The 18,950-nt window shown below is 64.0% G+C and carries 17 protein-coding genes; 11 read left to right on the top strand and 6 right to left on the bottom strand.

Features of this window, described 5'->3' with window-relative positions:
• Positions 1-15: 15 nt before the first annotated feature.
• The 3 genes from aceF (at position 16) to LQ232_RS06570 (ending at position 3,414) form a co-directional block, all read left to right on the top strand.
• Positions 16-1,326, top strand: coding sequence for a dihydrolipoyllysine-residue acetyltransferase (aceF, locus tag LQ232_RS06580; RefSeq protein ID WP_230179462.1), 1,311 nt, complete (start codon positions 16-18; stop codon positions 1,324-1,326).
• Positions 1,327-1,337: 11 nt separating this feature from the next.
• A complete protein-coding gene (gene lpdA, locus LQ232_RS06575; protein ID WP_230179461.1) occupies positions 1,338-2,840 on the top strand; it encodes a dihydrolipoyl dehydrogenase in 1,503 nt (500 codons plus the stop codon).
• A gap of 103 nt (positions 2,841-2,943) precedes the next feature.
• A complete protein-coding gene (locus tag LQ232_RS06570; protein ID WP_230179460.1) occupies positions 2,944-3,414 on the top strand; it encodes a hypothetical protein in 471 nt (156 codons plus the stop codon).
• A 57-nt stretch (positions 3,415-3,471) separates the two neighbouring features.
• Here LQ232_RS06570 and LQ232_RS06565 read toward each other — a convergent pair whose 3' ends face one another.
• A complete protein-coding gene (locus LQ232_RS06565; protein WP_230179459.1) occupies positions 3,472-4,227 on the bottom strand; it encodes a TetR/AcrR family transcriptional regulator in 756 nt (251 codons plus the stop codon).
• Positions 4,228-4,443: 216 nt separating this feature from the next.
• On the opposite strand from LQ232_RS06565, the gene LQ232_RS06560 reads away from it, so the two are divergent.
• The gene (locus tag LQ232_RS06560) at positions 4,444-5,424 is read left to right on the top strand and encodes an SDR family oxidoreductase (protein ID WP_230179458.1); all 981 of its coding nucleotides are present in this window, start codon (positions 4,444-4,446) and stop codon (positions 5,422-5,424) included.
• Positions 5,425-5,469: 45 nt separating this feature from the next.
• Positions 5,470-6,429, top strand: coding sequence for an SDR family NAD(P)-dependent oxidoreductase (locus LQ232_RS06555; RefSeq protein ID WP_230179457.1), 960 nt, complete (start codon positions 5,470-5,472; stop codon positions 6,427-6,429).
• Positions 6,430-6,800: 371 nt separating this feature from the next.
• Here the strand turns inward: LQ232_RS06555 and LQ232_RS06550 are convergent, their stop codons facing one another.
• From LQ232_RS06550 to LQ232_RS06535, 4 genes are read right to left on the bottom strand one after another with little or no spacing between them, the layout of a single operon-like run.
• On the bottom strand, positions 6,801-7,706 hold the full coding sequence (locus LQ232_RS06550; RefSeq protein WP_230179456.1) for a pseudouridine synthase: 906 nt from the start codon (positions 7,704-7,706) through the stop codon (positions 6,801-6,803).
• A gap of 1 nt (position 7,707) precedes the next feature.
• Positions 7,708-8,532, bottom strand: coding sequence for a rhodanese domain-containing protein (locus LQ232_RS06545; protein WP_230179455.1), 825 nt, complete (start codon positions 8,530-8,532; stop codon positions 7,708-7,710).
• 1 nt (position 8,533) lies between these two features.
• Positions 8,534-9,385, bottom strand: coding sequence for an archaetidylserine decarboxylase (gene asd, locus LQ232_RS06540; RefSeq protein ID WP_230179454.1), 852 nt, complete (start codon positions 9,383-9,385; stop codon positions 8,534-8,536).
• 60 nt (positions 9,386-9,445) lie between these two features.
• Complete coding sequence (locus LQ232_RS06535; protein WP_230179453.1) at positions 9,446-10,096, bottom strand: DedA family protein; 651 nt, start codon at positions 10,094-10,096, stop codon at positions 9,446-9,448.
• 35 nt (positions 10,097-10,131) lie between these two features.
• Between LQ232_RS06535 and mutL the strand changes: the two genes are divergently transcribed.
• The 5 genes from mutL to LQ232_RS06510 all read left to right on the top strand — a co-directional run bounded on the left by mutL (position 10,132) and on the right by LQ232_RS06510 (position 16,446).
• Entirely contained in the window at positions 10,132-12,075 is a 1,944-nt protein-coding gene (gene mutL / locus LQ232_RS06530) for a DNA mismatch repair endonuclease MutL (protein ID WP_230179452.1), read from the top strand.
• A gap of 17 nt (positions 12,076-12,092) precedes the next feature.
• Positions 12,093-13,319: a pseudouridine synthase gene (locus tag LQ232_RS06525; protein WP_371820118.1), complete on the top strand. Its 1,227-nt coding sequence runs from the start codon at positions 12,093-12,095 to the stop codon at positions 13,317-13,319.
• Entirely contained in the window at positions 13,306-14,559 is a 1,254-nt protein-coding gene (locus LQ232_RS06520) for a multidrug effflux MFS transporter (RefSeq protein WP_230179451.1), read from the top strand. The genes LQ232_RS06525 and LQ232_RS06520 overlap by 14 nt, the downstream gene beginning before the upstream one ends.
• 7 nt (positions 14,560-14,566) lie before the next feature.
• Complete coding sequence (miaA, locus tag LQ232_RS06515) at positions 14,567-15,544, top strand: tRNA (adenosine(37)-N6)-dimethylallyltransferase MiaA (protein WP_230179450.1); 978 nt, start codon at positions 14,567-14,569, stop codon at positions 15,542-15,544.
• A 155-nt stretch (positions 15,545-15,699) separates the two neighbouring features.
• On the top strand, positions 15,700-16,446 hold the full coding sequence (locus LQ232_RS06510; protein WP_230179449.1) for a hypothetical protein: 747 nt from the start codon (positions 15,700-15,702) through the stop codon (positions 16,444-16,446).
• A gap of 83 nt (positions 16,447-16,529) precedes the next feature.
• Here LQ232_RS06510 and LQ232_RS06505 read toward each other — a convergent pair whose 3' ends face one another.
• Positions 16,530-17,069, bottom strand: a complete 540-nt coding sequence (locus LQ232_RS06505; RefSeq protein WP_230179448.1) for a MarR family winged helix-turn-helix transcriptional regulator — start codon at positions 17,067-17,069, stop codon at positions 16,530-16,532.
• A gap of 77 nt (positions 17,070-17,146) precedes the next feature.
• Between LQ232_RS06505 and LQ232_RS06500 the strand changes: the two genes are divergently transcribed.
• The gene (locus LQ232_RS06500) at positions 17,147-18,943 is read left to right on the top strand and encodes an ABC transporter transmembrane domain-containing protein (protein ID WP_230179447.1); all 1,797 of its coding nucleotides are present in this window, start codon (positions 17,147-17,149) and stop codon (positions 18,941-18,943) included.
• Positions 18,944-18,950 lie beyond the last annotated feature (7 nt).

The raw sequence follows: 18,950 nt of genomic DNA, 5'->3' as shown, positions 1-18,950 counted from the left end.
TCTCCACAAAAAGCCATGACTGAAACCATCGAACTGCAGGTCCCCGACATTGGGGACTACCGCGACGTCAGCGTCATTGAACTGCTGGTCAAGCCCGGGGACCGCATCCAAAAGGATCAGAGCCTGCTCACGGTCGAGAGCGACAAGGCGGCCATGGAGATCCCGGCCTCGCACGGCGGGGTGCTCAAGCAGCTGCTCGTCAAACTGGGCGACAAGGTCTCCAAGGATTCCCTCATCGCGGTGGTGGAGCTTCAGGCCGAGGCGCCATCGGCCCCCCCCGCATCCATTCCACCCGTGGTGGTCGCCGAGCAAGCGGCCAGCGCCTTGCCTCCCCCTGCGCAAGAGGAGAAGCCCAGCGCAGCGTCTGTTCAAGGCACAGACGCTCAACATCGGCCCCACGCTTCCCCCTCCATCCGTCAACTGGCCCGAGAGCTGAACGTCGGCCTGGCCGATGTGCGCGGCACGGGCCTCAAAGGGCGGATCACCCGTGAAGACGTCATCGGCTTTGTCAAACAAGTCATGGCTGGCGAGACCCTGACCAGCGCGCAACGCGCCCATCCAAGCATGGGCGCTGCGGGCAACCCGGGCCCCTTGGCTGGGCTCTTGCCCTGGCCCCAGATCGACTTCGAAAAGTTCGGCCCGATCGAACGCAAGGCACGCTCTCGCATCAAAAAAATCTCTGGCGCCAACCTGCATCGCAACTGGGTGCTGATTCCCCATGTCACCAACCATGAGGAAGCCGACATCACCGAGCTGGAAGCCCTGCGTGTGCAACTCAACAAGGAGCACAGCGCCTCGGGCCTCAAGGTCACGTTGCTGGCCTTCCTGATCAAGGCTGCAGCAGCGGCCTTGAAGCGCTTCCCCGAGTTCAACGCCAGCCTGGATGGCGAACAGCTGATCCTCAAGCACTACATCCACATCGGCTTCGCGGCCGACACACCCAACGGCCTGGTGGTGCCGGTGATCAAGGACGTCGACAAGAAGGGCATCTTGGAGATCAGCCGCGAAATGGGCGAGCTGGCGGCCAAGGCACGCGAAGGCAAGTTGGCGCCAGCGGACATGAGCGGCGGCTGCTTCAGCATCAGCTCGCTGGGTGGCATCGGTGGCACGGGCTTCACGCCCATCATCAATGCGCCGGAGGTGGCCATCATGGGTGTGTGCCGCAGCCAGATGAAGCCGGTGTGGGATGGCACGCAGTTCTTGCCCAGGTTGATGTTGCCGCTGTCCTTGTCGTGGGATCACCGCGTGATCGATGGCGCGGCGGCTGGTCGCTTCAACGCGCACTTCGCAGCCTTGTTGGCGGACTTCCGCCGCATCGCATTGTGAGCGGGGGCTACATGGAGAGCCGATACGAAGGCCCGGTTGACTTGTCCTGCGATGTGGCCGTGCTCGGCGGCGGCCCGGGTGGCTACTCAGCTGCGTTCAGGGCGGCCGACCTGGGGCTCAAGGTCGCGATCATCGAGCGCTTTGGCACCTTGGGCGGCGTGTGCCTATACGTCGGCTGCATCCCATCGAAGGCGCTGCTGCACGTCGCGTCCGTCATGGGCGAGGTGAAGCACCTGGCCCGCGCGGGCATCGCCTACGGCGCACCCACGATCGACCTGGATGCGCTGAGGCAGCACAAAACCCAGGTCGTGGGCAAGCTGACCGGTGGCTTGAGCAAGATGGCACAGGCCCGCAAAGTCCAATCCTTGCGGGGCGTGGGCGAGTTTCTGGACCCCTTCCACCTCAGGATCAACGAAACCACCGGCGATGGGCAAGAGCGGACAGGCCGCAGCCAGGTGTTGCGGTTCAAGTACGCCATCGTGGCTGCTGGCTCCCAAGCCGTCAGGCTGCCCTTCCTGCCGGTGGATGAACGCATCGTGGACTCGACCGGTGCCCTCAAGCTGCCCTTTGTGCCCCAGCGCATGCTGGTCATTGGCGGGGGCATCATCGGCCTGGAGATGGCCACGGTGTACGCCAGCCTGGGCGCACGCATCGACGTGGTGGAGGCCTCCGACGGGCTCATGCCCGGCGCCGACCGGGATCTGGTGGGGGTTTGGCAGAAGATGAATGCCCCCAGGTTTGAGCACATCAAGGTGAGCACCCGGACGGTCGGCGCACAGGCCACGGACCAGGGGATTCTGGTCACGTTGGCGGCCAGCGATGGCGCGCTGTCAGAGCAACTGTATGACCTGGTGCTGTGCGCCGTGGGCCGCACACCCAACACAAGCGGCCTGGGCCTGGACCGGTGTGGGCTGACGCCCGATGAACGGGGCTTCATCCCGGTGGACGCCCAGCTTCGCACCCAAGCTGCCCACCTCTTTGCCATTGGCGATGTGGTGGGGCAACCCATGCTCGCGCACAAGGCCGTGCACGAGGGGCATGTGGCCGCCGAGGTCATCGCGGGCGAACTGCTCGATGTGGCCCACCTTGCCCGATCCCGCTTCGATGCCCGGGTCATCCCCAGCGTGGCCTACACCGATCCGGAAATCGCCTGGGTTGGCATCACCGAAGCGCAAGCACGATCGCAGGGCATGGCCGTGAAGAAGGGGGTGTTTCCTTGGTCTGCATCAGGCCGCGCGATCGCCAATGGGCGCGATGAGGGGTTCACCAAACTGCTCTTTGAAGTCGCGCCAGATGGCAACTGCGGCCGCATCCTGGGCAGTGGCATCGTGGGCCAGCACGCAGGCGACCTCATCGGCGAAGTGGCCTTGGCCATCGAGATGGGGGCCGATGCCGTCGACATCGGCAAAACGATTCATCCTCATCCCACGCTCGGCGAAAGCATTGGCCTTGGCGCCGAAGCCGCGCAAGGCAAGTGCACGGATTTGCCACCCACGGGAGTCTCTAGGAGGTAAGCGGTCATGTGGATGCCCCAGAGGGATGGACCTGCCACACCTCTTGGTCTGAACCCAATACCGCTCTCTGGCCTCTTGACTCACCCAGCCCGGAATTTTCCGCATGACTGCATCTGCCACCAAGCCCATTCGCGGCCTTCAGGACATCGAAGCCCTGGAGTCGAGCATGCCCGACCTCATGGCCGGACAGCACAGCACCTACGCTTTGTTGTCCGAAGTGCCCATGGTCTACGTGCAGTTACGCCCGGGCAGTCAGGCCACGGTCGATGAATTGATGACGCATGCCAAGTCAACCATCGCAGAGCGTGCAGCGCACCCCAAGCTGGTTCGCGTCGTCGATGTCCTGCCCACCACGGTGATCGGCAAGATCTTCAAGCCCACGCTGATCCAGCGCGAGGTGGAGTCCGTTTTCATGGACGAGGCGAGCGCCCTCGGTGTGCAAGTGGTGAGCGCCAAGGCCAGCCAGGATGCCAAGCTGGGCTTGGTCTTGCGTTGGCAGGCCAGGGGCGATGTGACTGCGCTCAAGGCGCGACTGGATGGATTCATTTTCCGCCACGAGCAGTTGCCAACGTGAGTCAGCCAATCGGCGCGACGGTGGTCAGCCTAGGGCACAGAACACCCGAGTGCCCGATCAGAGGCCAGGCGGACTTGGAGCCGCGTCGCTTGGTGTCTGCCCGGACTCCCGGTCAACAAAGAAGCGCGCGAAGCCAGGGATGGGTGGCAGGGGCTTGCGGGCCAACTGCAGCGACTCCTTGGCCGGGACGCCCAGGATGCGCAGCACCAGCGCGGCCGAACGCTTCGTCATGTCCAAATCACCATGCCCCTTGGCGGCATCACTCCCCTGCTGCAAGCCGAGATTGCCCAGGACCGTTGCCAACACATCGCTCTCCATGCGGAGCATCGCGTCAAGCGTTCCAGCGATGGCCACGACGCTCATCGGAACGTCTTCCACCTCAAAGCGCTTGCTGGCCAGCCCCTCCAGCACGTCGCGCAAGAAGAACTTGCCCAGACCACGGGCCGCCGATGCCGGACTCATGAGGGAGGTGGACAGGAACTTGCCCCACAGCACATCCGCGCGCGCCTGAAGCAGCGTGTATTGGATGCCCGCGCTCAAACGTTCGGCGGGATCGGTCAGATGACGGGTGGCGGCGTCGACGACGCTGCCGGAAGACGCCAGCACCTCTTCGACCAAGGCGTCGTAGATCGACTCCTTCGATGCGAAGTAAGTGTAGAAGGTGCCGAAGCCCACATCGGCTGCCGACGTGATCTCTTGAATCGACACATCGGGCAACCCCTTCGTGGCCATCAAGGCGTAGGCCGACTCCATCAGTCGCAGGCGGGTGGCCTGCTTGCGCTTCTCCAAGCGTGGGCGTTTGGCTGCAGTCACTGTTCCTCCAAGGTGGGTCCATTCTACCACCGAGACCAAGGGTAAACGATTTTTAATCAATGTCGATTACTAATCGACATTTAGGTATACTGACGCAAGATCGCGTTGCCGACAGCCCAGCGCACCTGCGTCTTGAAAAATGCAACCCTCGTTGCTCTGTGCTTGGGCGCTCGCATCCCTTTTTTTGACCCCCAGATCCCATTGAACGGACACCTCATGATCCTCATCACCAGCGCCGCAGGCGGTATCGGGCGAATCCTGACTCGTCGCCTTCACGAGAAAGGCCTCCCCGTGCGTGCATTCGTCAAGAATGAAGCTCAGGCGGCCCAAGTCAGGAAAGATGGGGCGACAGAGGTGTTCATTGGTGACCTGCAGAACCCTCGGCAAATTCACGAGGCCATGAGCGGCGTGAACCAGCTCTACCATGCCGCCCCGACCCGGATCATCGATGAGCAACCGGTACTTCAGAGCATCATCCAGGCGGCCAAGGCTCACAAGACCGAGAACATTGTTTTTCATTCGGTCATCCATCCCGATATCAAGGAGCTCCCTCACCACCAGCAAAAGCTTCATGCTGAAGAGCGCCTGCTGGAATCTGGCCTGCCTGTGACCATTCTTCGTCCCTCGCACTACATGCAGAATTACCTGGAGGTCTGGCAGTTCATCTGCGCGGGGGTGCTGCCTTATCCAGTTTCATGCTCATCGAAGATGGGCGTTGTGGACGTGGAAGACATCGGCGAAGCGGCCAGCAATGTGCTCGCCCGTCCGGCGCCCCACATCGGCAAGACTTATGAGCTCTCGGGCCATGTGCTGGACCGCAACGAAATGGCGGCCATCTGGAGCAAGGTGATGGGCCACAAGGTGACCGCGATCCGCCTCAGCCCGGACTCCATGAAGAATTCGAAGTCGCTGTTCGGCTCGACCATGCAGATGATTCAGTCGCTGGCCAGCCCCAAGTTGCGCTCGGCGAAATACTTTGTCCAAGGCATTGGCGAATCGTGGAACGCGCGTGACATCCGAAACTGGCCCGAGGAAGCACGTGACTGCTACGTGCGCATGATGATGTATTACGACCAGCACGGTTTGCCTCCCGGCGACATGCGCCACCTGCCCACGCTGCTGGGCCACCAAGCCACGAAATATGAAGAGTTTGCCCGCCGCGAAGCTGCAGCACGGGGCTGGCCGCTTGCTCGCTAACGGCAAGGGCGCCACGAATCAAAAGCTAACTCAAATAGGCAGAACATGACGACCATTGCCATCACCGGCGGGCACAGCGGGCTGGGCCTGATTTGCAGCAAGAAACTGGCCTTGCTCCCCAAGGTTCATTTGCTGATGCTGGGCCGATCCACCCAGAAAATAGAAGCCGTTGCCGCGAAACTGCGTTCAGCCTCATGCACGGTGACGGTCATCGAGCTGGATCTGGCCTCTCTGGCCTCGGTGAGGAAGGGCGCAGACCAGATTCGCACCTTGAGTACTTCCGGGCAAATTCCGAAACTTGATGCGCTGATTCTCAATGCGGGCATCCAGACCTTGGGCGGCACTTCTGCGAGCTTCAGCATTGACCATCATGAAGAAACCTTCGCGGTCAATGGCCTGGGCAATTTCCTGCTTGTGAATCTGCTCATGGATGTCATCGCGCCACACGGTCGTATTGTTTTCACCGCCAGCGGTACCCACGATGGCGAGTCCATGGACGGCAGGATCATCGGTAAAGCCGTGCAACCCGATGTGCGCCAGTTGGCGGCCAACAAGCCCGCGCTTCGTGGCGGGGTTCGCTACGCGACGTCGAAACTCTGCGAGATCCTGTACGCGTACGAATTGCATCGCCGCCTGCGCGCGGCAGGAAAGGGCATCACGGTCATCGCCTACGATCCAGGCTTCATCCCGGAAACCGGGCTGGCAGACAGCTCGCCCAAGATTTTCAAAGTCATGGCCAGCCAGCCCTGGGTGAAATCGATCCTCAAGCGCATCGGCGTCACCATCGGGCGTGAAATCTTCTCGGCAGAATCGCTGGCGGTGCTCGCGACCGACGCTCGCTATAAAGACTCGTCCAACAAGTACTTTCAGTCCCACGACGGGGTACTTTATGAGCGCAAATCATCCAAGATGTCCTATGACGCCCGCGTGGCCGGGAAAGTTTGGGAAGACTCAAAAAAATTGACGGGTATTACACCAACGGAGATGCCGAATTGGATGGCGTGAACCCGTACTGAAGCGCTCACTCCAGGTCCTGGATAAGAGCCGTTCATTCAAAACCCGCTACCGGCTCCTTAAGGTCGGCTGCACTAGGTCACGGCTTTCCGATGCGGCATTGGGACCCGCATCGCATGGCGACTTGATCGCCGTCAGTCAAGGTCTGTTCCCGCGTGGACCTGACTTACGCCCGTGAAAACCATCAATGTCAGGTTTAGGTAGGCGCCGACATTCGATGTTGAATCTCATGCGACAGCCTCAGCCTGGAGCAGACATCGAATGCCATCCGTAGACCTTCCGTGCAGGCCAGTCGCAACCCTGTGGCGTAAGTCGCCACCGATTTGGCGCACGACGAGGAAATGAACACTTAAAAAAACCACTCATTCCCGCAGCATCAAGGCCTGCTGGCTGGTGAACCGCCGGGCTTGGCCGGTGACGGGGTCAGTGAACTCAATGCCCTTGGCCAGCAACTGCAAAGGTTTGGCGTGGTCATCGCTGTCGGCCGCAAACAGCCGGGGATAGATCAGGTCATTGACGATGGGCAACCCCAAGGCCGCGCAGTGCACGCGCAACTGGTGCTTGCGGCCGGTGACGGGGCTCAAGGCATAAAGGGCCAGGTCGCCCTGCACCTTCAGCACGTCGATGCGCGTCTCGGTGTTGGGCTCGCCAGGCACCTCGCGCATCTGCATGAAGTGCTCGTCTTCTTCAAGCCGGCTTTGGCGGGTCAGCGGCCAAGCCAGATCAGGGCGCCAGGGGGCCACAGCCTGGTAGTGCTTGGTGGCGGTTCTTTGCGAAAACACGCTCTGGTAAGCGCCACGGGTGGTGGGTTGGATGGAGAACAAGACGATGCCCGCCGTCTCGCGGTCCAGGCGGTGAATGGGCGCCAGGGTGTCGATGCCCAGCTTGCGTTTCAGGCGCACCAGCAGGGTCTCTTGCAGGTAGCGGCCACCGGGGGTGACGGGCATGAAGTGCGGCTTGTCGGCCACCACGATGTGCTCATCCTGGAAGAGCACAACCTCGTCAAACGGCAGGCGCGGCTCGGTCTCAAGCGACCGGTAGTAATACAGGCGCAGATTGGCTTGGTAGGCGCGCTCCTGAGTGACGGGTACGCCATTTTCGTCAACCACCTCGCCGCCCTGCATGCGCGCCTGCCAGGTCGCGACCGAGACCGCCGGAAACTGCTGCACCAGGAAGTCGGCCATGGTGCGCCAGGGGCCGGATGGCAAGGCCACGCAACTGGGGCCGACGCCGTCCTTGGTGGGCAGCGGGCGCGGCTTGGCCGACACGCTACTGGCTGCCTTTGGCCAGCCGCTTGGCGCGCTGCAGCCGCCACTGCTCGTCGGGGTCGCCCGCGTACACGTCTTCGGCCGTGGTGTCGGTTTGCTGCAAGTGCGTGTCAAGCGCGATGCGGTTGTCGAAGACGAAGCACTCGCCTTCCCAATCCTTGTCGGCATCGGGCATCTGGGCGAAATAACTCAGGATGCCGCCTTCCAGCTGGTACACCGGGATGTCCATGCCCAGCATCCAGGCGCTGGTCTTTTCGCAGCGGATGCCGCCGGTGCAGTACATGGCCACGCGCTTGCCTTCGGCCTTCCATTCATCCACGTGCGCTTCGATGTAGCGCGGCAAGTCGCGGAAGGTGTGCACCTGCGGATCGACCGCGTTCTTGAAGCGCCCCAGCTTGAACTCGAAGCTGTTGCGGTTGTCGATCAGGACCACGTCGTCTTGTTTGATCAACTCACGCCACTCCTGCGGGCTGACGTTGATGCCGGTCTGGTGGATGGCGTCCACGCCTTCGACGCCCAGGGGCAGGATCTCGGGCTTGTGGTGCACCTTCATCTTGAAGAAAGGCCGCGTCTTGCAGGGGCTGCGCTTGAAGGTCATGCCGCCAAACAGGCCCGCCACGCGCGGGTCAGCCAGCAATGCCTCATGAAACGCATCCAGCGCTTCAGGCTTGGCCGCGACCATGCCATTGATGCCTTCCGTGGCCACCAGGATGCTGCCGGTCAGGCCTTGCGTGATCTCGCGCAGGGCAATGGTGCAAGCCTCGGGGTCTGCGATGGCCACGAACTTGTAGAAGGACTCGTGGACGATGTCCAGCAGATCAGTCATGTCAGACATCAACGCGGTTGGCCATGGCCTCACCGAGGCGGACCGGGCCGGTCGAAGCCCACTTGGGGTTGAAGGTCAAGGGGCCTTTGGGGAACAGCATCACCACGGTCGAGCCCAGCAGGAAGCGGCCCATCTCGTCGCCTTTTTTCAGCACGATGGATTGGTCGGTGTAACGCCATTCGCGCACTTCCTTGGCCCGGGGCGGGTTCACCACGCCATGCCAGACGGTCGCCATGCTGCCCACAATGGTGGCGCCCACCAGGGTCAGCACGAAGGGGCCATGCTCGGTCTCGAACACGCAGACCACGCGCTCATTGCGGGCGAACAGGCCGGGCACACCGCGCGCCGTGGCGGGGTTGACCGAAAACAAATCGCCCGGCACGTAGATCATGCGGGTCAGGCGGCCATCGCAAGGCATGTGGATGCGGTGGTAATCCTTGGGGCTGAGGTAGATGGTGGCGAAGTGCCCGTCCTGGAACTGCGCGGCCAGCAAGGCATCGCCGCCCACCAAGGCCTGGGCAGAGTAATGGTGGCCCTTGGCCTGGAAGATCTGGTCTCCGGCAATGGGGCCGACCTGGCTGATGGCGCCATCGACCGGGCAGATCAGGTCGGCCTGGACCAGGGGCCGCGCACCCGGCTTCAGCGGCCGGGTGAAGAACTCATTGAAGGTGGGGTAGCTGGCGATGTCGGGGTTCGCGGCCTCGGCCATGTTCACGCCATAGCGCCCCACGAACCAACGGATGAAGCGCGTGGTCAGCGCCCCGCCCTTGACCCACGCCATGCGCCCGGCAAAGGCCGTCAGGGCTTGCTTGGGCAAGGCGTACTGCAGCATGACAAAGAGACGGTCTGACACGGCGGCTACCAATGCAATGGTGAGGGGCCGCCATTGTATCGAGCGACCACCGAGCGGCGCTCAGGCCAGGGCCTTGCCCTTGCGGCCAGCACGCCACGCCCCCAGGAGGGCCACCACGCCGGGAATCAGGATCATCGCCCAGATGATCTTGCTCAGATTCGCTTGCACGACCGGGATGTTGCCGAAAAAGTAGCCCACCAGGCTCAGGCCCACCACCCAGATCAGCGCGCCGATCACGTTGTAGGCGGTGAAGGTGGCGCGGTTCATCTGTGCCACGCCGGCCACGAAGGGCGCGAAGGTGCGGATGAAGGGCATGAATCGGGCAAGGATGATGGTGATGCCGCCGTGCTTTTCGTAAAAACTGTGGGCCGCCTCGAAGGCCCGGCGGTTGAACCAGCGGGAGTTTTCCCACTGGAAGACCTTGGGCCCGATGGCGCGGCCAATCGTGTAGTTGACCTGGTCCCCCAGGATGGCGGCCACCAGCAGCACAGCCATCGCCACCGGCAGATTGATGGCGCCAGCGCCAGCCAGGGCACCCACGATGAAGAGCAGTGAATCGCCCGGCAGGAAAGGCATCACCACCAGCCCGGTCTCCACGAACACGATCAGGAACAGCAGGGCATACACCCACGCGCCGTAGTTTTGAACGAACTCCGCCAGGTGCTGGTCGACGTGGAGGATGAAATCGAGGAGGAAATGAGCGATGTCCATGCGCCCATTATCGGGGGGCTTCGTACAATCCCTTGATGACGACCTCCTCCGCCCGCCGAAACATCCGCGAATTGCCCGACGAACTGATCAGCCAAATCGCGGCTGGCGAGGTGGTCGAGCGCCCTGCCTCGGTGGTGCGCGAATTGGTGGACAACGCCCTGGACGCGGGCGCGCGCCAGATCACCGTCAAGCTGCTGGCCGGCGGCATCCGCCAGATCCTGGTCGAGGACGATGGCAGCGGCATCCCGACTGACGAACTGCCCTTGGCCTTGAAACGCCACGCCACCAGCAAGATCGGCTCATTGCACGATCTGGAAAGCGTGGCGACCATGGGTTTCCGGGGCGAGGCGCTGGCGGCGATTGCTTCCGTGTCGGACATGGCGATTGCCAGCCGCACGGCGGAAGACGCCCATGCGCACCGGCTGGATGCCCGATCAGGCGAGCTGAGCCCGGCCGCGCGTGGTGTGGGCACCAGTGTCGAGGTGCGCGAACTGTTTTTCAGCACGCCTGCCCGCCGCAAGTTTTTGAAGACCGAGGGCACCGAACTGGCCCATTGCCTGGAAGCCGTGCGGCGCCACGCCCTGGCCCGGCCCGATGTGGGCTTCGCCGTGTGGCACGAAGGCAAGCTGGTGGAGCAATGGCGCGCCGGCTCGCCCGACCAACGTGTGGTCGATGTCCTGGGCGATGATTTCATGTCGACCTCGCGCGCGGTCGAGATGAGCATGGGCCCGATGCGCGTGTACGGCTACACCGGCCTGCCCGACGCGGCCCGCTCGCGCGCCGACCAGCAGTATTTCTACGTCAATGGCCGCCATGTGCGCGACAAGCTGCTGAGCCATGGCGTGCGCGCCGCGTATGAAGACGTGCTGCATGGCTCGCGCCAGCCCACGTACGTGCTGTTCATCGAGATCGCGCCCGACCGCGTGGATGTGAACGTGCACCCGACCAAGATCGAAGTACGCTTCCGCGATTCGCGCGAGGTGCACCAGGCGGTGCGCAAATCGGTGGAGGCAGCGCTGGCTTTGTCGCGGGCGACCTTGGCAGCGGCGGGCGAGGCGGTTGCGCCTTTCGCGGGTTCGCCCAACCCCGTTGGCGGCACAGTGCCTGCGTCGTCCGTTGATGGCGCTGTGGCTTCATCAGTGCAGGCGCCCTTGTCGGTCAACCAGCAAAGCCCACTGGCCTGGCAGCGGCCGGCCGATGCGGCACCGGAGCGCCGCTGGGCGGGCTGGCCGCAAGCCGATGTCGGTGGATCGACATCCTTCCTCGCCTCGGAGCGCATGCCAGTGCCCAACTTAGGGCAGCCGGCGTCCGATCAAGACCAGCCCACATCGTTCGGCTTCGCACCCGAATCGCTGAGGCCGGTGACGACACAGCCCGCTGAAACCCCTTCGCATGAATGGCCCCTGGGCCGCGCCCTGGCGCAGGTCGGCGGCGTGTTCGTGCTGGCCGAGAACGCCCACGGCCTGGTCATCGTCGACATGCACGCCGCCCACGAGCGCATCGTCTACGAACGCCTGAAGGCGCAACTGGCGCACGAGCGGCTGGAAAGCCAGCCTTTGCTGATCCCGCAAAGCTTTGCCGCCACGCCGCAAGAAATCGCCACCGCCGAATCACAGCGCGAAGCCTTGATGAGCCTGGGCCTGGACATCGACGCGCTCGGCCCCACCACCCTGGCTTTGCGTTCGGTGCCCCTGGCCCTGACGCAAGCCGATGGCGTGGACCTGGCCCGCTCGGTGCTGGCCGAACTGGCGCAACTCGATGCCAGTGATGTGATCAAACGCGCGCAACACGAACTGCTGGCCACCATGGCCTGCCACGGCGCCGTGCGTGCCAACCGGCAACTCACCATCACCGAGATGAACGCACTGCTGCGCGACATGGAAGCCACCGACCGCGCAGACCAATGCAACCACGGCCGCCCCACCTGGCGGCAACTTTCCATGCGTGAACTCGACGCCCTGTTCATGCGCGGCCGCTGAACGAAACGAAGGCCCCCATGACCGAACGCAAGAAAATCATCCTGGCCAACAAGCCAGCCACACCCGATGCCGAGCGCGATGCTTTCGCACCCCGGCGCCCGCCTGTGCGCGGCGCAGGCTCGGCGCCTCGCAAACGCATGACCGTCGAGGAGGCCGAGCAGGCCGCCAAGGCGCGTGAGGAAGCGACCAAGGCAGCGGCACGTGCGCCTGCGCCTGCAGCTGCTGCGCCGAGGGATGAATCGCGGTGGCCTGGCGAGCGTCCACGCACACCCGCCCCGCGCCGCGATGAGCGGGATCGCCCCGTGGCAGCCAGGCCCAGGGATGACCGCCCGCGTGGCCCAGCGCCGCAACGTTTCGACAACCGCCCCAACACGCCGCCACCGCCTCAACAGGATTTCCGCAAGGACGGCCGCCGCGCCCAGGGCCCGCGCCCTTCCACGCCCGTTCAACAAGCCACCGACGGCAGCGTCGAACACGATGGCCGTATTCGCCTGTCCAAGCTGATGAGCGAGCGCGGCCTGTCTTCGCGCCGCGAAGCCGATGAATGGATCGAGCACGGCTGGGTGCTGGTCGATGGCCAAGTGGTCAGCGAACTGGGCTCGCGCGTCTACCCGCATCAAGACATCACCATTGACGCGGCCGCCAAGACGCAGCAAGCCCAGCGCGTCACCATCCTGATCAACAAGCCCATCGGCTACGTGAGCGGCCAGGCCGAAGATGGCTATGAGCCCGCCTTCGTGCTGATCCGCCCCGAGAACCAATGGAAGGAAGGCGACCGCACCAAGCTGAGCTTGACGCGCGGCCACCTCAAGCACCTGGCGCCCGCAGGCCGGCTCGACATCGACTCCACCGGCCTGCTGGTGCTGACGCAAGACGGCCGCATCGCGCGCGAACTGATCGGCGAGGATTCGAACGTCGAGAAGGAATACCTGGTGCGCGTCGAGCTGCCCGACAACCCCGAAGAGAAGAACATCTCGGGCGTTTTCCCTGGCGAGCTGATGGACAAGCTGCGCCATGGCCTGATGCTGGACGGCATCGAGCTCAAGCCCGCCAAGGTGTCGTGGCAGAACGAGCAGCAACTGCGATTCGTGCTGCGCGAAGGCCGAAAGCGCCAGATCCGCCGCATGTGCGAGCAGGTCGGCCTGAAGGTGGTGGGCCTCAAGCGCGTGCGCATGGGCCGCATCGTGCTGGGCAACCTGCCGCTGGGCCAATGGCGCTTCCTGCAGCCTGATGAACGCTTCTGAGGCCCCCCGCCCACCCGCAACCTGGGTGGTCGTGGTGGCGCTGTCCCTGCTGTTGGGCCTCCAACCCATCACCACGGACGTCTACCTGCCCGCCTTGCCGCAAATGCAGCGCGCCTTGGGCGTGAGCCCCTCGGCCTCGCAGCTCACCCTGTCGGTGCTGGTGCTGGCCTTCGGCATCGGGCAACTGGTGTGGGGGCCGGTGGCTGACCGCGTCGGGCGCCGCCCAGTGTTGCGTTGGGGACTGAGCCTGTTCGTGGTGGCCAGCGGCCTGACCTTCATCGCCGACAGCTTGAGCCTGATGGTGGCTGCCCGCGCCGCGCAAGGCGCCTGCCTGTCCGCCGCCGTGGTTTGCGGGCGCGCCATGATCCGCGACCTTTACGCGCCCGTGGAGGGCGCCCGCATGATGGCCCACGGCATGGGTGGCCTGGGGCTCATCGCCCTCATGGGCCCGATCACCGGCGGCTTTCTGGCCACGCACCTGGGCTGGCGCTATGCACTGGCCGCCGTTGGTGTATTCGGCGCCATCACGCTGTTGTTCGTGGTCTGGCGCCTGCCCGAGACCTTGCCGCTGGATCGCCGCACACGCGCCACGCACCCCATGAGCTTGCTGCGGGACTGGTGGGACATCGCCCGGCACCCCACCTTCCGCGCCCACGCCATGCTGACCTCCGCCACCTTTGGCGGCCTGTTCGTCTGCCTGGCGGGCGGGCCCTTCGTGTTCATCGACGTGCTCGGCTGCAGCCGCCAGGCCTTCGGCTTCGTCATGGCATCGTGGTCTGTGTCGTACCTGATCGGTGTGGCCCTGTGCCGCCGCATGCTGGTCAGCCGGGGCCTGATCGGCAGCGTGCGGGTGGCCGGCCTGCTCACGCTGGCGGGCGGCCTGTGGATGGCGGGCGTGTCGGCGTACGCGGTGCTCTCGGGCACCGTGCCCGGCATGTTCTGGATCCTGCCCGGCCTGTGGGTCTACGCCTGCGCCCACGGCATTCACCAGCCATGCGGCCAGACCGGTGTGGTGGCCAGCTTCCCTCGCCAGGCGGGCGCGGCGTCGGCCCTGTCAGGTTTCGTTCTGGCTTCCATCGCCTTTGGGGTGGGTGCACTGCTGGCCGCCGCCATGAAGCTGCCCATGTGGATAGGGACCATTTATCCGATGACGCTGGGCGTGTCCGTGGGCGCGGCCTGCACGGCCTGGGTGGCGCTGCACCTGGTGCAACGCGATGGCCTCGCCCCCGCAGCTGTCTGACCTTGCCATGAGCCTGGACAACACGCCCACCACCCTGATCCTGGCCGGCCCCACGGCCAGCGGCAAGACCGCCATCGCACTGGGGCTGGCCGCGCACGCCCCGATCGAGATCATCAGCGTTGACTCGGCCTTGGTCTACCGCGGCATGGACATCGGCACCGCCAAACCCACGCCCGATGAGTTGGCCGCCGTGCCGCACCACCTGATCGACATCATCGATCCGCTGGAAAGCTACAGCGCCGCGCGCTTCGTGCGCGACACGCAGCGCTTGATGGCCGAGATCCGCGCGCGTGGCCGCCACCCCGTGCTGGTGGGCGGCACCATGCTCTACATCAAGTCTTTGCTGGACGGCCTGGACGAGATGCCCCCGGCTGATCCGGCCGTGCGCGCCATGCTGGACGCCCGCGCTCAAACCGAAGGCTGGGCCGCCTTGCACGCCGAGTTGGCCGCGGTCGACCCAGTGACCGCCACACGGCTGCCCCCAGGCGACACACAGCGCATCCAGCGTGCGCTGGAGGTGTGGCACAGCACCGGCAAGCCCCTGTCCAGCTTCCACCTGCGCGCCCCATCGCATGGCGAGCAGGGCCCGGCCCACACCGTGCTGGTCTCACTGGAGCCCACCGAGCGCCCCTGGCTGCACCACCGCATCGCCCAGCGCTTTGAACAAATGATGCAGGCCGGCTTCATCGATGAAGTGCAGGCGCTGCGTCGGCGCGGCGATCTGCACCTGGACCTGCCCTCCATGCGCTGCGTGGGCTACCGGCAGGTGTGGGAAGCGCTGGACGAAGGCCTGGAACTGCATGAGGCCAAAAACCTGGCCGCCGTGACCGAACGCGGCATCGCCGCCACCCGCCAATTGGCCAAGCGCCAGCTGACCTGGCTGCGCGGCATGCCGTGGCGGCATGTGGTGGCGGCCGACGCGCCCGATGCGGTGGAACAGGCCCAGGCCTTGTTGATGCCGCATTTGTCGCCCAAACAAGATTGAAGCGCCGCCCCGCATCCAAGGGGTAGCCTTTCATTGACCAAGCCACGTGCCTCCGCTACCCTGCCGACGCGAAGGACCTTGCCGGGTCACGCAAAGGGAGGTGAGAGCCAAAGGCTCTCTCTGAATACATCAACGAGTTGAATAAAACCAACCATATGCAAACCAATCTCAAGCGCGTCGTCGTTGCCGCAGCTTCCGTATTTTTCTCCTACCAAGCCCATGCCCTGAGCATTGACGCAATCAACGTCAGCACCGTGGCTGGCTATCCAGACAGCCACTATCCTGTTGATTACCCGAGCTATGACCGCTTCAGTATCCTGGGGGCGGCGTACTCATACCAATTGAGCAACGGAGAGGTTCGTCAATCGGGAGCCGGATGGATCCCCTACACCAATGGCGAATTGCTGAGCGTCGAAACCAGCAATGACGAAATCACCTACCGTTTCGGCCGTGTCAACAATTGGGCAAGAGGCGAGGGAAGTATCTTCTATTCTCAAGGACAGGTTTGGTGCCCTTCATGCAATGAGCCAGGCGCTGGTTTGTGGACAGAAGGCGAATTCGCCCCAGTGTCACCAGTCCTCTTGAAGGCCAAGATTGGATCGACTGTGGCGACCCTCGTAGGAACTGCCAGGATCGTGTTCAACCACGCTGGTGGCTGGGGTTCAGGTGACCAGTATTTCATACCCTTCACCCTGCCAGAGGGATCCATCGTCAACTATGCAGCCACCTACACGCTGCTCAACGCCACCTGGAACGTCGACACATTCACACAGCAGTTCTCTTATCAGATGACAGGTAAGATCAATGTGTCTTCGGTTCCCGAACCAACGCAGGCCCTGCTTTTATTGGCCGGGTTGCTCGTCGTGGGTGCCAACATCAAGGGCAAGCGCAACATCGCCTGATCGACAGCGGATTGCAGGATCAGGCGACCGCCTGGTTTGCGGCATGCTCGACCGGCCCCACGGGCTGCCACGTCACCGGCGCTTTAAGATTTGGGCTGGTGCACATCGTGCGGGCCGCCACTGGCCTCGCGAACGCGTTCGGCGTTGTGGGCCATGCGGCGCAGAAAATCGAGCAGGGTCTGCCACTCGTCGTGGCTGAATCCGTCCAGAAACGCGTTGAGCGTTTCGCACAGCACCTTGGGCACATGGGCTGAAGCGGCCAGGCCCTCATCGGTCAAGGCCAGGTGCACCACCCGCCGGTCTTGCGTGGATCGCTCGCGGGTGCACAGGCCTTTGGCCTCCAGCCGGTCCAGGGTGCGCGTCAGGGCGCCGGGGTCCAGTTGCAGCTCGCGTGACAACTCTGCCAGGGTATTGACACGCCCTTGCCGCAGCAGGAACAAAGGCGTCCACTGGGCGTGCGTCAGGCCATGCGCTTCCAACTGGCGGTCCACATCGGTCACCAAAGCCATCATGACGCGCTTCATCAGGAAGCCCACGCTGTCGGCGCTGGAAAATCGCTCCGGCGAGTAGAAGTCGGCGCCCTGCAAGGCGCCTGTCGCCAGATCCGGTTTCTTAGTCGTCATGGGAAGAATTTAATTGCCTAAACAAATATTGTCAAGGCACCATAATCACACCCTACCCTGTTCACGCTTTGCATTCCATGCCCGATTCAGCTTCACCTCAGGCCGCACCCAAGGCATCGCCACAGTCCTTGAAAGGGCTGGCGCCGTTCCTGCGTCCGCACCGAGGCCGCATCATCATGGCAGTGTTGTTCCTGACGCTGGCCGCCGTCACCACGCTGGTGCTGCCCATCGCCTTGCGCACATTGATCGACAACGGCTTCATGCCCGGCGACCCGGGCCAGCGCGTCATGGCGCTGCGTGGTCACTTCCTGGCCTTGTTTGGCGTGGGCTTGGCGCTGGGCGTGTTTTCGGCCTTGCGCTACTACTCGGTGACGTGGCTGGGCGAGCGCATCACCACCGACCTCAAGCGCGCGGTGTACAGCCATGTGCTGCGCCAAAGCCCCGAGTTCTTTGAACGCACGCAGACCGGCGAAGTGCTGTCCCGCCTGACCGGCGACACCACCCTGATCCAGACCGTGGTGGGCTCCAGCCTGTCGATCGGGCTGCGCAACGTGATCATGGGCCTGGGCGCCCTGACCATGCTGATCATCACCAACCCGTATGTGATGGCGCAGGTGCTGGGCATCCTGGTGCTGGTGGTGCTGCCGGCCATCGTTTACGGGCGCCGTGTGCGAAAGCTTTCGCGCAACAGCCAGGACCGCCTGGCCGACTCCAGCGCCATTGCCGCCGAGGTGCTCAATGCCATCCCCGTGGTGCAAAGCCACACCGCCGAGGGCCGCGAAGCCGCGCGTTTTGGCCAATCGGCCGAAAAGGCGTTCAGCACTGGTGTGCGCCGCATCCGCGCCCGTGCCGTGCTGGTCGCCTTCATCATCAGCGCCACCGCGGGTGCCTTGTTGTTCGGCCTGTACCAGGGCACCCAGGCGGTGATCGAAGGCCGCATCACCGCCGGCCACATGAGCCAGACGGTGGTCTACGTCATCCTGCTGATCAGCTCAGTGGCGGCCTTGTCCGAGGTGTATGGCGAGGTGCTGCGCGCCGCCGGGGCCACCGAGCGGTTGATGGAGTTGCTGTCCACCCGTTCGGTCATCCAGGCGCCGGCCATCGCCCGCACCCTGCCCGCCCGCCAAGGCGGTGCCAGCGTCAAGCTCGAGCACATTGGCTTCAACTACCCATCACGCCCCAACCAGGCCGCGCTGCGCGACGTGAGCTTGATCGTCAACCCCGGCGAGACCGTGGCCCTGGTCGGCCCCAGCGGTGCCGGCAAGACCACCGTCTTCCAGCTGCTGCTGCGCTTTTACGATGCGCAGTCAGGCCGCATCGAGCTGGACGGCGTCGCCATCCAGGACCTGAGCCTGGACACCTTGCGCGACCGCATCGGCATCGTCCCGCAAGACAGCACCGTGTTCTCGTCCAGCGCCATGGACAACATCCGCTATGGCCGCCCCGAGGCCACCGATGACGAGGTGATCGCCGCCGCCAAAGCCGCCCACGCCCACGACTTCATCAGCCAGTTGCCCGAGGGGTATCAAACCTTTTTGGGCGAGCGCGGAGTGCGCTTGTCGGGTGGCCAGCGCCAGCGGATCAGCATTGCCCGCGCCATTTTGAAGAATGCGCCACTGCTGCTGCTGGACGAAGCCACCAGCGCCCTGGACACCGAGAGCGAGCGCGCCGTGCAAGCCGCCCTCGAAGCGGCCATGCAGCACCGCACCACCCTGGTCATCGCCCACCGCCTGAGCACCGTCATCAACGCGGACCGCATCGCCGTCATGGACAAGGGCCATTTGATCGACGTGGGCACGCACGCCCAGTTGATGGCACGCTGTGAGCTCTATGCCCGTTTGGCCTCCGCGCAATTCGACGACCAGGCCGCCTGAAATAAAA

Source organism: Aquabacterium sp. CECT 9606 (assembly GCF_918741295.1).
Lineage (GTDB): Bacteria > Pseudomonadota > Gammaproteobacteria > Burkholderiales > Burkholderiaceae_C > Aquabacterium.
This window is presented reverse-complemented; position numbering and strand designations above follow the sequence as displayed.

What these genes read in the sequence shown, in the direction of transcription:
- aceF (WP_230179462.1), top strand. Translation starts at nt 16, where the DNA reads ATGACTGAAACCATCGAACTGCAGGTCCCCGACATTGGGGACTACCGC.
- lpdA (WP_230179461.1), top strand. Translation starts at nt 1,338, where the DNA reads ATGGAGAGCCGATACGAAGGCCCGGTTGACTTGTCCTGCGATGTGGCC.
- LQ232_RS06570 (WP_230179460.1), top strand. Translation starts at nt 2,944, where the DNA reads ATGACTGCATCTGCCACCAAGCCCATTCGCGGCCTTCAGGACATCGAA.
- LQ232_RS06560 (WP_230179458.1), top strand. Translation starts at nt 4,444, where the DNA reads ATGATCCTCATCACCAGCGCCGCAGGCGGTATCGGGCGAATCCTGACT.
- LQ232_RS06555 (WP_230179457.1), top strand. Translation starts at nt 5,470, where the DNA reads ATGACGACCATTGCCATCACCGGCGGGCACAGCGGGCTGGGCCTGATT.
- LQ232_RS06545 (WP_230179455.1), bottom strand. Translation starts at nt 8,532, where the DNA reads ATGACTGATCTGCTGGACATCGTCCACGAGTCCTTCTACAAGTTCGTG.
- LQ232_RS06535 (WP_230179453.1), bottom strand. Translation starts at nt 10,096, where the DNA reads ATGGACATCGCTCATTTCCTCCTCGATTTCATCCTCCACGTCGACCAG.
- mutL (WP_230179452.1), top strand. Translation starts at nt 10,132, where the DNA reads ATGACGACCTCCTCCGCCCGCCGAAACATCCGCGAATTGCCCGACGAA.
- LQ232_RS06525 (WP_371820118.1), top strand. Translation starts at nt 12,093, where the DNA reads ATGACCGAACGCAAGAAAATCATCCTGGCCAACAAGCCAGCCACACCC.
- LQ232_RS06520 (WP_230179451.1), top strand. Translation starts at nt 13,306, where the DNA reads ATGAACGCTTCTGAGGCCCCCCGCCCACCCGCAACCTGGGTGGTCGTG.
- miaA (WP_230179450.1), top strand. Translation starts at nt 14,567, where the DNA reads ATGAGCCTGGACAACACGCCCACCACCCTGATCCTGGCCGGCCCCACG.
- LQ232_RS06510 (WP_230179449.1), top strand. Translation starts at nt 15,700, where the DNA reads ATGCAAACCAATCTCAAGCGCGTCGTCGTTGCCGCAGCTTCCGTATTT.
- LQ232_RS06505 (WP_230179448.1), bottom strand. Translation starts at nt 17,069, where the DNA reads ATGACGACTAAGAAACCGGATCTGGCGACAGGCGCCTTGCAGGGCGCC.
- LQ232_RS06500 (WP_230179447.1), top strand. Translation starts at nt 17,147, where the DNA reads ATGCCCGATTCAGCTTCACCTCAGGCCGCACCCAAGGCATCGCCACAG.